This is a genomic window from Microbaculum marinum, assembly GCF_037855135.1.
Taxonomy (GTDB): Bacteria; Pseudomonadota; Alphaproteobacteria; order Rhizobiales; family Tepidamorphaceae; genus Microbaculum; species Microbaculum marinum.
Window position 1 is genome coordinate 303,800 of record NZ_JAZHOF010000002.1, and the last position, 13,189, is coordinate 316,988.

The window sequence follows — 13,189 nt, forward strand, 5'->3', positions numbered from 1 at the left end:
AGCTGATGACCGCCGTCCCTACGGGGCGGCGGTCGATCATTTGGCGCTCCGCATCCGGATCGCCTCGAACACCCGCCGCAAGGCGAAGGAACGGGCGATCGAGACGACGGTGAAAATGGCGCCCATCTTCAGGTTCTGCGCCAGCGTCGTGTGCAGCCCGAAGATCGGGAAGATCAGGATCTGCGTCACGACCGCGACGCCGTAGCCGACGATCACGTTGGCGACGGACTCGACCAGCGACATGAGGCGGGTCTGCTTCATGCCGCTGCCTCATCCATCGGCCAGCAGTTCAGCCGCGAGAGTTCGCAGCGCATGCGCCGCAACCAAGGGGACCACGCCGTTGCCACAGAGGCGAAGCCGGTCCACCCGGTGGGCCAACCCATCAGTGCCTCGACGAACAGCGGGTTCAAGGTCCGGCGCGGCTCGGAGGTATCGCTCCCAGCCATCGGCGTCACCAGGACCTGGCGGCCAAGCAGGCCGTTCACCGGCGTGTTCGCGAGTGTCGTCGCCCCGTCCTTGTGATCCCGCGCCGTCGGCGTCATCCACAATCCCACCGCATGGGTCAGATCGGCCGTCTTGCGGTTGCCCGCGCTCGGCTTGCAGCCGTCGTTCGCCATCGGCGTCGGCCAGTCCCGCGCCATGCGGTCCAGACCCTTCTCGTCTCGTCGTTCGCCGCCCCGGCTGCGGAAACTGTCGGTCTGCGGCGTGGGCCACATCGCAGCCGTGGTCGCCAGGTTCATGCCGTGCTGGCCCGCTTTCTGCGACGGCGTCGGTATTGTCTGCCTGTTCTCGTTGGCGCTGGCCCTTGGCGTCGGCCAGAGCCGCAGCAGTTCCGTCCGGTTCCCGCCACTCGACCGGGTGCCAGAGCAGGCGCGCGGGGTCGGCCAGCTCGTCCCCTTCGCGGATGGCGAGGATGAAGAGCCGCTCGCGCTTGTGGGGCGCGCCGACTTCCGCCGCCGTGAAGAGGCCTGCCGCAAGGCGGTAGCCCATGCCGACCAGTCCTGCGGCGACTTCGGGGAAGCCGAGGCGGAGATGATGGGCGACATTCTCGAGGAAGACGAAGGGCGGTTCGACCTCGCCGATGATGCGGGCGACATGCGGCCAGAGGTGGCGCGGGTCGTCGGCGCCCCGGCGTTTGCCCGCGACGGAGAACGGCTGGCACGGATAGCCCGCAGTGACGATGTCCACCGCGCCGCGCCACGGGCGGCCGTCGAAAGTTGCAACATCGTCCCAGACAACAGCCTGATCCAGGGACGCGTCTTCCATCCGCGCCACGAGAGTGGCTGCGGCGAAGGTTTCCCGTTCGACATGGCCCACAGCACGATATCCGGGGATGGCGATGGTGAGCCCGAGGTCGATACCGCCCGCGCCGGAGCAGAGGGAGAGGCCGAACAGACATGCGTCTCCGGCTCCGGAAGCGTCTCCGGAGGAAGGTAGAGCCAGGTCATGCATGTCACGCGGCGGTCTGGCGCTTTCGCGCGGGTTCGGGTTCGGCGTCCGTGTCCGGCGTATCGGTGACGTCGCCCAGCCGCTCCGCCTTCACCTGCGCGAAGGTCCGGCCGTCGCCGTCGAGGATCGCGTCCTTGTCGGTTTCGGCCTGCCAACGCTCCACGGCGACATCGACATACGCCGCGCTGATCTCCATTGCGAAGACGCGGCGGCCATTGGCCTCGCCCGCCATGATCTGCGACCCGGAGCCGGAGAACGGCTCATAGCAGAGGCCGCCCCGCGCCACATGCTGGCGCATCGGGATCCCGAAGGCGTCGAGCGGCTTCGGCGTCGGATGGTCAGGCCGGTCATCCTTGGCGAAGCTGGGAAGCGCCCATGTCGATGGCAGCGTTTCCTCGGCCACCTTCGGCGGGCGGTTCGGGCGACGCCAGCCCATGAAACAGGGCTCGTGCTTCCAGAGGTAATGCGACCGGGTCAGGACGCCCCGGTCTTTCACCCAGATGATTTGCTGATGCACAAAGGCGCCTGCCTTCTCCCAGCAGGCTTCCAGCATCGCCTGGCGGCGCGAGGCGTGCCAGCAGTACCAGGCAGCATCCTCGGCGATGGCTTCCGCCACGGCTGCAGCGATGAACCCGTCATAGAGTTCCGCGCCCTGCGAACTGTCGTCCCAAGTCGTGCCGTAGGACGCCGACCAGTCCTTGTTGCGGGTCGGATGGTTCGAGCCGTCGTAGTCGACGAGATACGGTGGATCGGTCGCGAAAAGGATCGCGCGCTCACCGTTCATCAGGCGGCGCACATCGGCCGCGCTGGTGCTGTCGCCGCAGAGCAGCCGGTGATCGCCGAGGATCCAGAGATCGCCCGTCCGCGACGCCGGATTGCGTGGGGGTTCGGGGATGGTCACCGGCGGCACGGAGCCCCCGGCGCCCTCTTCCTCGCCGCCACCGTCGAGATCGAAGGCCAGCAGCTTGTCGAGTTCGCCATCGGAAAACCCGACCAGCGACAGGTCGAAGTCTTCGGCCAGCAGGTCGTTCAGTTCCGCCGACAGCAGCGCCTCGTCCCAGGTGCCGAGTTCCGTCAGCTTGTTGTCCGCAATCCGGTACGCCCGGCGCTGCGCTTCGGTCAGGTGCCCGAGCACGATCACCGGCGCCTCGGTCAGCCCGAGCTGCGTCGCGGCCAGCACGCGCCCGTGGCCTGCTATCAGTTCGCCGTCCTCGCCGACGAGGCAGGGCACGGTCCAGCCGAACTCGGCCATGCTGGCGGCGATCTTCGCGACCTGATCCGCGCCATGCGCCTTCGCGTTCTTCGCGTAGGGCTGGAGGCGCGACAGCGGCCACGTCTCGATCGCGTCCGGGGCGAAGCTCAACGTCATGATGGGCACGGTTCCTCGGTCGGGTGGATGCCGGTGGCTTCCGGACTCCGGATGCCGGGCCGGACTCCACACGGGGTCCAGCGGCCACCAGCGGTGTCCGGTCGGAAGGCCAGCGTTCATTGGTGTTTGCGCGGGGCGCGCGTGGCTCCGGCTTCCGGGTGGCTTCCCAAAAATCCGGCCCTGTCGCTGGCGATGTTCCGCGCTTCGCCCGCCAGCATACGAATATCGCCAGGAAGGAACCAAGACCTCAATGGGTTAGCCCATTGGACCCCGGCTGGACCCTTCGATGGACCCCGGAAGCCAGCGGCACGGCGTCGGCCTGCGCGCTCATCTCCCGAGCATATTGGTTTTCTAACGGCCTCGACGAAATGTGTAAGGCCCTGCGATGTACACCCGAAAATTTCCTCAGAGGACGATTTTTCTTGACAGCCGATTGGCGTTTTCGATGACGAACTGCTGCGAGCGCCGGGGCGACGGCACGCGACCGTTCAGCCGCCAGGTGATCACCGCGAGGCCGTACTGCCAGCGCTTGGTCGCGGCCGTGCGCGACAGACCGAACTGCCAGCAGATCGGCTTCCACGCCATGCCGTCGGCGCGGGCCCAGACCAGGCGCCCATCCTCGGGCTCGAGCCAGCGCAGCCAGAGCATCGCTTCCTCGGCCTGTGTGATCTGGCGCGGGCTGGGCCTCGGGCGACGCATCTGCGGCTCCTGACCGACCTTGTCGGCGAAGCTGTGGAAATACTCGGGCCATGCGTTGAAGAAGCCCTGTGGCATGACGCCCGGCATCTGCCGCATCACGCCCGCCGCAAGTTCAAGCCGATCCTGCACCTGCGCTGTGGTCCACTCACCCATGACGCGCCTCCCGTTCCCGCTTGCCGTAGAGCCGCTCGCCGAGCTGGCGCACCAGCTCCCGCTCCGGCCAGGTCAGGCGGTCATCGTCGATGGCGACGGCCAGCAGGCCCTGTTCCTTCCAGCCGTCGCGCTTGACCTCGTCGGGGTTGCGGCGGTGGCCGCCGTAGCCCTTGGGCGTGAACCGCATGCCGCTCATTGCACACCTCCCCGGGTCTCGAGCGCCCAGAGCAGGATCGCGATGGCGTCGGCTTCGTTGTCGTCGGCGGGGGAGAAGCCGCGCGCCCGGGCCGCCGCCATCATGGCCTCCTTGTTTGCGTTGCCCTTGCCGGTGGCGTGGCGCTTGATCGTGCCGACCGGGACGCCCTCGTAGGGAATGCCGCGCAGTTCGGCCCATGCGGTCAGCGTGGCCATCAGCCCGCCATAGACATGGGCGGCATCGGTCGCGGCATGGCGGCGGACCTCCTCGAACCAGATGGCGGCGATGGGCCCGGACAGCCGGTCGATCTCGGTGAGCCAATTGGTGAAGCGGAGATACCGCATGCCGCCGCCATCAAACCGCCCGGGGCGGAAGGACGCCGTGCCGGAGGTGATGAGCCCGTCGATGCCGTGCAGCGCCCAGCCCGTCGTGGTGCCGAGGTCGAGCGCCAGCGTCACCCGGTTGGCGCGGACGACAGGCCGCAGATCGGGGATTGCCTCATGGGCGGAGGTGGCGAGAGTCAAGTCAGCCATGGGTGGTCTCCTCTTCTGGTTGGCTGCTCGGGTGGAAGACGACGGTGGCCTGGTGCTTGGCGGTACGGGGCCGCCGTCGTCGGATCGGAATGTGCTGGGAGCGTCGGAGCCCGCGCGCGGACACCCTCGACGTATGGGAGGAGAGGCCAAACCTGCCGGTTGGCCTCCCCATACGTAGTATGGGGGCTTGCCCACTCGTCTCATGTTCTGGCCGCAAGTCTCTGTTCCCGTTGATTTTTCAAGGCTCAAGGGATGAGGCGGGTCGATGAGGAAGGCCTTCCTCATCCTCATCGCCAACCCATTGATTTCATTGGGCCATGAGGAAGGGATGAGAATGAGGAAGGCCGCGCTCATGATGAGGAAGTCAGTCATGGACCTCCTCCGGATAGACCCAGACGGCGGGGTTCTCGACCTCGCGCGCGCGGCCCGAATGGGGGCATTTGTAGTGGGTCGGCAGCACCGCGACGCCCTCGGCAAGGACCTCTCCGGTGTCCGTGTCGATCACGGGATCGCGGCCGAAGCGCATGTCCCTGATCACGAGATATCCGAAATGCGATTGCGTCCCGGCGTACCCGTGCTCCGTGAAGCTCCGGCGGAACTTGATCAGGCCCTTCGTTGCGAGCACCGACAGCCGCTCGCGGATGCTGTAGCGCCCGCCGAGATCATGCTGGTTCTCGAAGGCCTCCGCGAACTGCGTGGCGGTGTAGAGCCGACCCTCGGCCGCCTCGTCGAAGATCATCCCCAGGACGACCTGGTTTTTCCGATCCCGCTCGGCATCATGCCTGGCGCCGATGTCCTGGCGCACGAGGCGCTCGTTCATCGGGTTGATCTCGACCCATTGGCCGCGCACCTTGTCGATCAGCTTCGAGGGCAGCGCGGGGCCGTTGCGCAGCTCTATCTCCAGCTTGCGCTCTGACGCGTCCTCGTCGGGGCGGTGCAGGATCAGCCCGGAGGTGTAGAAGCCCCGCAGGGCGCTGGCGCCCGAAAGCGCGAGAAACGGATCCTCCTTCACCTGGTGCTTGCTGAGCTTCTTGGTGTGGTGGATCAGGATGACCCCGCAGTCCGGGTCGATGTGGTCGCGCAGAACCTCGACCCGTTCCTTGAGGAAGAACATCATGGCGGTGTTGTCGTTCTCGCCACCGCCATCGGGTCCGCCATCGAAGAGGTTCCGGATCGGGTCGACGCAGAGGATGTCGGGCGGCGCATCCGGGAATGCCGTCCGGATCGCGCGGGCAACCCGCACGCTGCCCTCGTTGTCGAGCAGCATTTTCAACTTGGGTGTGGCCACGAAGGTGTCGCGCGCGGCGGCCAGCACGTCGGGCGGCAGGGCGATCTGCTTCAGCCGCTCGCGCAGATAGTGATACTGGATCTCGGCCTGCAGATAGAAGATCCGCAGCGGCCGTGGCGGCGTGAAGCCGAGGAAGGGCACACCGGCGGCCATGTGGACAAGCCAGGAGATCAGCAGGTCGCTCTTGCCGACCTTGGGCGCACCGCCCAGCACCAGCAGTCCGCCCGGCGTCAGCACCCGGGGCGCGATGATGTCCTCCGGCATCGGGCTCTGATCGTCCAGCAGCGCGCCCAACGTGAAGGCGGGCATCTCGACCGGTCCCGGTGCGCCGGAGTCCAGCCGGATCAGCGGCGGGCCGTATTTCTCGACATGCCGTTCCCAGAGCCGCTCGGATTCCCGCTTCAGCCGCTCGACCGGCCACTGGGGCCGCAGCATCGCGGCGTTGTAGCCGCAGATGCCGATCCAGCCCTCGTCCTTTGTCATCCGGCCCTCGTGGACCATGCGGATGAAATGCCCGATCGCGGCGGACGCACCTTCGAAGCGGGACCAGTCGTCCTGCGCCCCCTCCCGCACCGGCGTGACCAGCACTTCGTCCATGGCGGGCTTGTCGGGATGGGTGAACGCAGGCTGCAGGGACACGCCCGGTGCGGGCGGCATGTCGGTTACGGCTTCGATGAATTCGGCCAGATCGCGTTCGCGGTCGGCGTTCAGTTCGACGATGCGCACCTGCGTCTTGAGGTTGTTCTTGTAGTAGACCGAGCCCGCCACCCGGATCGGCTGATGGGCGGAGCGGAAATGCATGTCGCCGCCGACCTTTGCGGCGATGTCGCCGCGCAGACGGCAGACGCGGGCCATGTCGTCGCCCTCGGCGGGTTCGGTCAGCGCCCACCAGACGTGGCACTTGCGCTGCCCTTCGGCCGTCACGCCACCGCTTTCCACCACCATGCTGGCCGCGCCGAGGTGGCGCTCGAGGTGCGCGCGCTTGGCGGCGATGTCACCGGTGTCGAGATCGACCACCACCGTCTGCATCTGCAGAATATCGGCGGCCTTTGCCTGACCGGGCGCGGCCACGGTGCCGGGGATCACATAGACTGCCGCGCCCTCGCGCGAGGCCCATGTCGCGAAGGTCGCCATCTTCTCGGGGGCGGAATGATCCGCTTCCAGCCAGATGTTGTGCGGGCGACCATCGATGCCCTGACCCTTGTCGATGAAGCTGCGGACAGGGATCAGACCGTCGCAATACCCGAAGACGACCTGCATGAATTGCGCGATCTGCGCAGGGTCGGGCTCGTCGCCGAAGACGTCGATCTGCGGGGCGGCATCGTTGAAGTCGCGCCACGGGTTGAAATGGACAATGTTTTCCTTGGGCTCGTCGGGCGTCGTGTCGTCGCGCATGGCTGGCTCCTGATCGGGTTCGGATGGCTCGGTGGGCTCGTCGGTCATGCAGCCAGCCCCCAGCACCGCTCGGCATGAGCGCAGAACCGGCATTCGAAGAAGTCGCGGCTGGCGGCGATGCGGGGCAGCAGCTCGCCCGCTTCGGTGGCTTGCAGGATCCGCACCGCGCGGTCGGACATGCGCTGCGCCAGATCGGCATCGAAGGCGACCTGCTCGTGATGCAGTTCGGCCGTGTCCTTGTTGATCGCGGTGAAGAGTGCGGGGGCCGTGGAAATCCCCGGCACCGAGGGCTCCATGTAGGCCTGGTAGATCGCGATCTGGGCGGCATAGACGGGCTTGGAGACGGCGACCCCGTCCTTGACGCAGGCCCGCCAGTTCTTCGCGTTCATCGTCTTGCATTCCCAGAGCGCCGGGGTGCGAAGACCGAGCGCGGCCGGGGCTGCGGCCAGGATCCCGTCGACATGGCCACGGATGCGGCCGCCCGCGACGGAGAAGCCGAACTGATCCCCATCGGGCCGATTGCCCTTGCGGGTGTAGAGGTCGAGCCCCGCCGCCCGCAGCCAGCGGATCGCCAGATCCTCGAGATGGTGACCGATCTCGAAGATCCTCAACGTCTGGCCGCCGAAATCCGCGCCCTCATCCTTGGGCGCACCCGCGAACTCGAACTGCAGCGCGCGTTCGCAGGCATGCCCCAGACGGGACGCGCCGAGATAGGTCCGGGGCGGCGTGGTCTCCCGCGCGGCGATCAGCGCGGCGTCGACCAGCGCGTTGATCCGCTCGGCCATGGAGGGGCGCGGGTTGAAATCCAGCATCAGAACGGCACCTCGCTCCCGGCGGCGATGCGCGACATCTCGGCGCCGTAACCTTCCAGCACCTCCTCAATCAGGGCGGTGACATCGGTTTCGGTGAGATCGCGCAGCCGCTTGTCCCAGCCGATCAGGTCCATCGTCTGGCCCAGCCGCTTCATCACCAGTGCAATGGCGAGGCGTTCTTCATCGGTCGTTCCCTGCATGGTCAGTCCTTTCCGGTGGCGAGCCGCGAAGAACGCCTGGCAGTGCATCGAGCAGAACCAGCGGTGTTCGCGAGGGCGGGGTTTGTAGGGGTTGAAGAAACCGAAGCCGCGCGCGGGGCGCAGACAGACGGCGCAAGGCTTGAGGCGCGGGTGCCAGAGCCGAATACGCTCCGGGCAATCCGCAGGCGCTGCGGGCGGGGATGGGACTTGCGCGACATGATTCACGCCGCCCTCCGCTCGGGCTCGGCCGCCGTGACGAGGCGCCGGATGTCGCGCTTGTTGAACTGGAACGAGATCAGTGCGGAGGCGCGATAGCGCGTCAGGCCGTAATCGCGCCGGAACTCGGGCGGCAGGCAGTTCAGCTGCTTTTCCGTCGCGTCCTGCTTCAGCCAGCCTTTCGACTTGAAGGCGCTTTCGTCGGTCTCATGGGTGTTAAGCCAGTCGTCGGCCTGCGCGAGACAGACGATGCGCTCGCCCACGCTCAGGAGCCGCGTCGCCTTGCCCTTGGCGCCCCCGACCGCGTGCCAGCGGCCCTCGAGGAAGAACACGCCCCCCCAGGCGTGAAAGCCGTTGGCCATCAGCGCGGCGTCGTCGCCGAACAGGTCCACCCACGCGAAACTCGATCGCTCGAGAAGATCGAGCTCGGTCATGACGAAGCTGTCGATGGGCTCCGCGCCTTCGCGCGGCAGCTCGCACCCGCAGATCGGGCATTCGGTGACCGCGATCGGGATCTCGGCCTTGCATTCGGGACAGATTTTCGTCGGGGCTTCCCCAGGCGTCGGAATGCGCCCGTCGAGATCGACATCCTGTTCCAGCGTGCCGTGTGTGAGGCTCGACGTCCCGAAATCCAGCACGACGCAGTCGGTCTTCACGATGCCGGGATGTTCCTCGGGGTCGACGGTGCGCAGGCCGCGCCCGACCATCTGGATCATCGTGGACTTGTAGGAGCTGGGGCGCAGCAGCACGACGCAGGAGGTGGGCGGGTGGTCCCAGCCCTCGGTCAGCACCGCCACGTTGACCACGACGCGGATGTCGCCCGCCGCGTAGTCGGTGAGGATCGCCTTGCGGGTTTCTGCCGCCAGATCGCCGTGGATCAGCGCGGCGGAAACGCCAGCAGCCCTGAACGCGTCGGTGACATGCTCGGCGTGCGCGACGGTGGAGCAGAACACCACGGTCTGCCGGTCGCCCGCCTTTTCCTTCCAGTGGCGGATCACCTCGTCGGTGACGGGCGCGCGGTCCATGATGCCGGCCACCTCCGCCATGTCGAAATCCGACATGGTCTTGCGGACCGAGCGCAGTTCGTCCTGGACGCCCACGTCAATGACGAAGGTGCGGGGTGGGACGAGGTGGCCAGAGGCGATCAACTCGCCCAGCCGAACCTGGTCGGCGACATTGTCGAAGACCTCGCGCAGGCCCTTCCTGTCGCCCCGGTTCGGCGTGGCCGTGACCCCGAAGATGCGGGCGTCGGGATTGGCCTCCCGCACGCGGTCGATGATGCGGCGGTAGCTGTCGGCGACGGCATGGTGCGCCTCGTCGACGACCAGCAGATCGAGGCGCGGCATGTCGGCGAGGTTCGAAGCCCGCGCCAGCGTCGGCACCATGGCGAAGGCGACCTGGCCGCCCCAGGACTTCTCCGTGGCGTCGATGACCGAGGTGGCGACGCCCGGCACCACGCGCTGGAACTTGGCGCGGTTCTGCGCGGTCAGCTCGTCGCGATGCGCCAGCACGCAGGCCTTGGCCCCGCCGCCGATCATCTCGCCGGTGACCGCCGAGAGCATGATGGTCTTGCCCGCGCCGGTGGGCGCCACGCCCAGCGTGTTGCCGCGGGAAGCGAGCGCAGCAACGCTGCGCTCGACGAAGGTCTTCTGGCGGGGGCGCAGGCGCATGGCCGGTCTCCCCTTACTGCGCCCAGCTCGGCCGACCGGCGAACCCGGGGGCGGACGAGGGCTGGCTGGGCTGATGTGCGGGTGCCGCAGGGGTGGTCTGCTGCGGGGCATGCCCGGCTGCACCGTGTCCGCCAAACTGCAGCGGTGCAGTCCCCATGACCCGCGCGTAATCGCGATGATCCGGCGTGACCGCGCTGCGGATCTCGTTCTTGTCGTCGCCGCTGGCGTCGGTGCCGATGTCGATGCGGGCGATGAACTCGATCCCGTCGAGATCGGCGAAGCCGTTGATCCGCCGCGCCGCCTGCGCCTCGGCCGACATGTCCTTGTCGGAAATCCCGCGCGCCGAGTTCAGCATGCCGCGCACGAGGCTGCGGCCCATGTTCGCCCAGTCCGGCCCCTTGGGGCTGTAAAGCCCGATCAGGGTGAAGATCTTGCGCCGGGCATACTGACCCTCGGTTACCGTGAACTCGCCGTTGAGATAGACAGCACCCGTCGAGCCGCGCGTGGCATAGCCGCCGGTCCAACCCTGCGAGGCATCGTCGAAGCCGCCGGGGCGGATGGTCAGGCGCACCTTGGCCAGCGTGCCCTTGGGGATCAGGTTGGTGTTGCTCTGCGCGTCGTTGAAATCGTTCCAGGAACCCATGGGGAACCTCCTTTTCTGATCAGGATTGCAGTTGGGATTGGGCGTCAGCCGCCGGATCGGCGGGTGGCGGGGTGTAGGTCAGGCGCTTGGGCGCTGGCGCGACAGGGGCGCGGATCTTCGTCATCAGGCGGCCGAGGTGAGGCTCCTCGACCTGATCCAGACGGCCGGAGCGATCCTTGGCCGGAAAGCCCCAGGGGTTGATCGTCTGGCAAACGAAGGCGCGATAGGGATCGCCATCGGCCTTCAGCTCCGCCATGGTGATTACCTCGTCGACGATCCCCGGCAACTCCAACCCGGTCTTCGAGCCGTCGATCTGCGGCTGGAACACCTTGCGATTGAAGTCGTCGAGCTTCTCGTCGAGGATTCCGACGAACCAGACGTTCTTGGCCCGCGTGTGCTGGAGATGGGTGAGCCAGCCGATCATCTCGCGGCCGTGCAGCCCGTAGGCCCCGCGCACATCCGGCTTGCCAGTCTTCTCCGACAGCGCCTCGGGCTGGCCCTTGCACCAGCCGAAGCACAGCCGCCCCGCCACGGTGATCGAGTCCACGAAGATCGTGTCGTAGCGGTCGAGCGCGGCCGGATCACCGAAGCGGTCGCAGACGGCCTTGTAATGCGCGGGGCTGTAGGGTTGCTCGTCGCGCAGCGCCGGGTTCGGTCCGCCGATGAACACCGCGAAATCCCGGCATTCCGTCCAGGTCCGCGGCCGGATGCTGTCGCCCTCCCAGCCCTCGATGGCGAGATCGCCCGCCTCGAGATCCATGAACAGGGTCGTCGATGCGTTCAGGGTCCAGAGGAGCGACGTCTTCCCGATGCCGGATTTGCCGAAGATGCAGCCCTTGATCCCGCGTGGCTCGGCCAGCCGCTGGTCGGCGCTGATGATCGGGAGGCTCATTGATCGTCCCCCTGCGGGACGATCTCGATCTTCAGCGTGCCGGGACGGACGGTGCGCGCGGGCTCGAAACCGGCACGGATGGCATCGGGCCAGGCGGCGTATTTGCGCTCGGGCACCTTGAAGGCGATGTCGACATACTGGGCGGGATCGTCCCCGGCGGCGCGGATACGCTCGACCATGGCGGCGAGGCGATCCTGGTCCCAATCCACCCGCTTCGGCAGATCCGCGACCACGGTGAAATCGCCGTCGTCGAAGCGGATCGTGCCGGTGTCCTTGCCCGCCGCCTGCCGTTCCTCGGCGGCGCGGGTGGCGTAGCGGACCGTCAGTGCGCCATCGAGGCGGGTCTTCGCATCCTTGTCGCGCTTGATGCGCTCATCGACATCGCGCTGCAGGATGGCCAGCAGTTCGACGGGCAGCTGGGCGATGTCCTGTAAGCCGAGGCCCGGCAGGTCGTCGACGGTGGGGGTGTTCGCGGGGAATGGCATGTAAGGGTCTCCATGATCGGCAAAAAGGGATTGGAAGGCGGTCATCAGGCGGCCTCCTGCTCGGCGAGCAGGAGCGCGGACAGCGAGACGGCCGCGGCCTTCGGTTTGGGGCGGGCGACGGCGATGTAGGCGAACTGGTCGGGGCCCGTGCGCTCCTGCACCAGGTGCACGAGGCCCTGTTCGGCGGCCCAGAAGGCGCGCGAACCGAGCCGTGCCAGTTCCGCGCGCTGCTGATCCGGGAGCCGGGCGAACATCGGGAAGATGTCGAGAACCAGAAAGCCGCGATGGTATTCGAGCCGGTCGCCCGGCACGGCCTGCGCCACCCAGGCGCAGAACTCGATCTCGGTGAGCGGTCGGCGGGCGCGGACCGTGATGAAGGGGGTGGTGCCCATGAACATGATCTCCTCCTTTCGCCTCTACTCAGGCCGCCGCGAGATCGTCCCAGGCTGGACCGAGACCGTGGACGGTGAGGACGTGGCGGAGATCGGCGAGGCGGCGGTAGAGCGCGGACCGGCTGCCGAAACCCTCGGCCGCGAGCGCGGTGACGGGGCGATGCGCCAGCGCCGCGCAGAACCGGCGATCCTCGGCCGGCAGCCGCGCGAGGGCGGCCTGCAGGGCGTGGTGAAGTTCGGTGACAGCGGCGGCGCAGCAGGTCTGGCCGTGCCAGGCGGCAAGGCCGTCGTCCTCGGTCAGCGTGTCGCCGACCGGCTCGCGGGTACTGGCCAGCGGCACCTCGAGCGAGAGCAGCGACCCGCCCTGCGCACGGCGCTGACGGTGGTGACGCATCGCGATCCGCGAGGATTGGTTGCGCAGGACGATGTTGGCGAAGGCGCCAATGCTGCCACGCGACGGATCGTAGGCGGACAAGCGGCGCAGCAGATCGACCAGAAGGTCCTGGCCCAGATCCTCGCGCTCGCAGAGCGGCAGGCTCAGCTTGCGCCGGAGGCGTTGCGCCGCCGCATCGGCCTCGCGGATGATGGTTTCAATGTCGTCGGGGAAGAGTTCGATCTGCATCGCTGTGCGCCTCGGTCATCGTTTCTGATGAGCCCAAGGTGCCGGATGCGGTCGCCGCGCAGGTGGGAACGGCGTGGGAATAAGGTGGGGGTTTGGTGGGCCGACTTATTTGCCGGAACTAGGCCAACTTATTGAGTCGGGGTCACGCACAGCCGGTGCTCGCGCAATGCAGATG

General features: G+C 67.5%; 15 protein-coding genes and 1 pseudogene. All 16 read right to left on the minus strand.

What is annotated here, in order from left to right:
• Nucleotides 1–36: 36 nt before the first annotated feature.
• The 16 genes and pseudogenes from V3328_RS04975 to V3328_RS05050 all read right to left on the minus strand — a co-directional run bounded on the left by V3328_RS04975 (nt 37) and on the right by V3328_RS05050 (nt 13,014).
• Nucleotides 37–261: a DUF7220 family protein gene (locus V3328_RS04975; protein WP_028720220.1), complete on the minus strand. Its 225-nt coding sequence runs from the start codon at nt 259–261 to the stop codon at nt 37–39.
• The gene (locus V3328_RS04980; RefSeq protein WP_177208252.1) at nt 258–740 is read right to left on the minus strand and encodes a hypothetical protein; all 483 of its coding nucleotides are present in this window, start codon (nt 738–740) and stop codon (nt 258–260) included. The genes V3328_RS04975 and V3328_RS04980 overlap by 4 nt, the downstream gene beginning before the upstream one ends.
• Nucleotides 741–942: 202 nt before the next feature.
• A pseudogene (locus tag V3328_RS04985) lies at nt 943–1,452 on the minus strand (DNA cytosine methyltransferase); the annotation flags it as partial.
• Nucleotide 1,453: 1 nt separating this feature from the next.
• The gene (locus tag V3328_RS04990; RefSeq protein ID WP_093359550.1) at nt 1,454–2,818 is read right to left on the minus strand and encodes a site-specific DNA-methyltransferase; all 1,365 of its coding nucleotides are present in this window, start codon (nt 2,816–2,818) and stop codon (nt 1,454–1,456) included.
• A 405-nt stretch (nt 2,819–3,223) separates the two neighbouring features.
• Entirely contained in the window at nt 3,224–3,670 is a 447-nt protein-coding gene (locus V3328_RS04995; protein ID WP_023851473.1) for a DUF6362 family protein, read from the minus strand.
• On the minus strand, nt 3,663–3,866 hold the full coding sequence (locus V3328_RS05000) for a hypothetical protein (protein ID WP_081969308.1): 204 nt from the start codon (nt 3,864–3,866) through the stop codon (nt 3,663–3,665). Before V3328_RS05000 ends, V3328_RS04995 begins: the two co-directional genes overlap by 8 nt.
• The gene (locus V3328_RS05005) at nt 3,863–4,399 is read right to left on the minus strand and encodes a hypothetical protein (protein WP_340328520.1); all 537 of its coding nucleotides are present in this window, start codon (nt 4,397–4,399) and stop codon (nt 3,863–3,865) included. The genes V3328_RS05000 and V3328_RS05005 overlap by 4 nt, the downstream gene beginning before the upstream one ends.
• 364 nt (nt 4,400–4,763) lie before the next feature.
• Nucleotides 4,764–7,082, minus strand: a complete 2,319-nt coding sequence (locus V3328_RS05010) for an AAA family ATPase (protein ID WP_340328521.1) — start codon at nt 7,080–7,082, stop codon at nt 4,764–4,766.
• 44 nt (nt 7,083–7,126) lie between these two features.
• Nucleotides 7,127–7,894, minus strand: coding sequence for a hypothetical protein (locus V3328_RS05015; protein ID WP_340328522.1), 768 nt, complete (start codon nt 7,892–7,894; stop codon nt 7,127–7,129).
• Nucleotides 7,894–8,319, minus strand: coding sequence for a DUF6511 domain-containing protein (locus V3328_RS05020; RefSeq protein ID WP_340328523.1), 426 nt, complete (start codon nt 8,317–8,319; stop codon nt 7,894–7,896). Before V3328_RS05020 ends, V3328_RS05015 begins: the two co-directional genes overlap by 1 nt.
• Entirely contained in the window at nt 8,316–9,980 is a 1,665-nt protein-coding gene (locus V3328_RS05025; protein ID WP_340328524.1) for a DEAD/DEAH box helicase, read from the minus strand. The genes V3328_RS05020 and V3328_RS05025 overlap by 4 nt, the downstream gene beginning before the upstream one ends.
• Nucleotides 9,981–9,993: 13 nt before the next feature.
• The gene (locus tag V3328_RS05030) at nt 9,994–10,623 is read right to left on the minus strand and encodes a hypothetical protein (protein ID WP_340328525.1); all 630 of its coding nucleotides are present in this window, start codon (nt 10,621–10,623) and stop codon (nt 9,994–9,996) included.
• Nucleotides 10,624–10,642: 19 nt separating this feature from the next.
• On the minus strand, nt 10,643–11,515 hold the full coding sequence (locus V3328_RS05035; RefSeq protein ID WP_340328526.1) for an ATP-binding protein: 873 nt from the start codon (nt 11,513–11,515) through the stop codon (nt 10,643–10,645).
• Nucleotides 11,512–12,045 (minus strand): hypothetical protein, encoded by a 534-nt coding sequence (locus V3328_RS05040; RefSeq protein ID WP_340328527.1) that lies wholly within the window; start codon nt 12,043–12,045, stop codon nt 11,512–11,514. The genes V3328_RS05035 and V3328_RS05040 overlap by 4 nt, the downstream gene beginning before the upstream one ends.
• Nucleotides 12,045–12,398 carry a hypothetical protein gene (locus V3328_RS05045; RefSeq protein WP_185961871.1) on the minus strand — a complete coding sequence of 118 codons (354 nt, stop codon included), beginning with the start codon at nt 12,396–12,398 and terminating at the stop codon, nt 12,045–12,047. Before V3328_RS05045 ends, V3328_RS05040 begins: the two co-directional genes overlap by 1 nt.
• Nucleotides 12,399–12,420: 22 nt before the next feature.
• Nucleotides 12,421–13,014 carry a hypothetical protein gene (locus V3328_RS05050; RefSeq protein ID WP_340328528.1) on the minus strand — a complete coding sequence of 198 codons (594 nt, stop codon included), beginning with the start codon at nt 13,012–13,014 and terminating at the stop codon, nt 12,421–12,423.
• Nucleotides 13,015–13,189 lie beyond the last annotated feature (175 nt).

Coding starts and splice junctions, on each gene's coding strand:
- V3328_RS04975 (WP_028720220.1), bottom strand. CDS start 261: ATGAAGCAGACCCGCCTCATGTCGCTGGTCGAGTCCGTCGCCAACGTG.
- V3328_RS04980 (WP_177208252.1), bottom strand. CDS start 740: ATGAACCTGGCGACCACGGCTGCGATGTGGCCCACGCCGCAGACCGAC.
- V3328_RS04990 (WP_093359550.1), bottom strand. CDS start 2,818: ATGACGTTGAGCTTCGCCCCGGACGCGATCGAGACGTGGCCGCTGTCG.
- V3328_RS04995 (WP_023851473.1), bottom strand. CDS start 3,670: ATGGGTGAGTGGACCACAGCGCAGGTGCAGGATCGGCTTGAACTTGCG.
- V3328_RS05000 (WP_081969308.1), bottom strand. CDS start 3,866: ATGAGCGGCATGCGGTTCACGCCCAAGGGCTACGGCGGCCACCGCCGC.
- V3328_RS05005 (WP_340328520.1), bottom strand. CDS start 4,399: ATGGCTGACTTGACTCTCGCCACCTCCGCCCATGAGGCAATCCCCGAT.
- V3328_RS05010 (WP_340328521.1), bottom strand. CDS start 7,082: ATGCGCGACGACACGACGCCCGACGAGCCCAAGGAAAACATTGTCCAT.
- V3328_RS05015 (WP_340328522.1), bottom strand. CDS start 7,894: ATGCTGGATTTCAACCCGCGCCCCTCCATGGCCGAGCGGATCAACGCG.
- V3328_RS05025 (WP_340328524.1), bottom strand. CDS start 9,980: ATGCGCCTGCGCCCCCGCCAGAAGACCTTCGTCGAGCGCAGCGTTGCT.
- V3328_RS05030 (WP_340328525.1), bottom strand. CDS start 10,623: ATGGGTTCCTGGAACGATTTCAACGACGCGCAGAGCAACACCAACCTG.
- V3328_RS05035 (WP_340328526.1), bottom strand. CDS start 11,515: ATGAGCCTCCCGATCATCAGCGCCGACCAGCGGCTGGCCGAGCCACGC.
- V3328_RS05040 (WP_340328527.1), bottom strand. CDS start 12,045: ATGACCGCCTTCCAATCCCTTTTTGCCGATCATGGAGACCCTTACATG.
- V3328_RS05045 (WP_185961871.1), bottom strand. CDS start 12,398: ATGTTCATGGGCACCACCCCCTTCATCACGGTCCGCGCCCGCCGACCG.
- V3328_RS05050 (WP_340328528.1), bottom strand. CDS start 13,014: ATGCAGATCGAACTCTTCCCCGACGACATTGAAACCATCATCCGCGAG.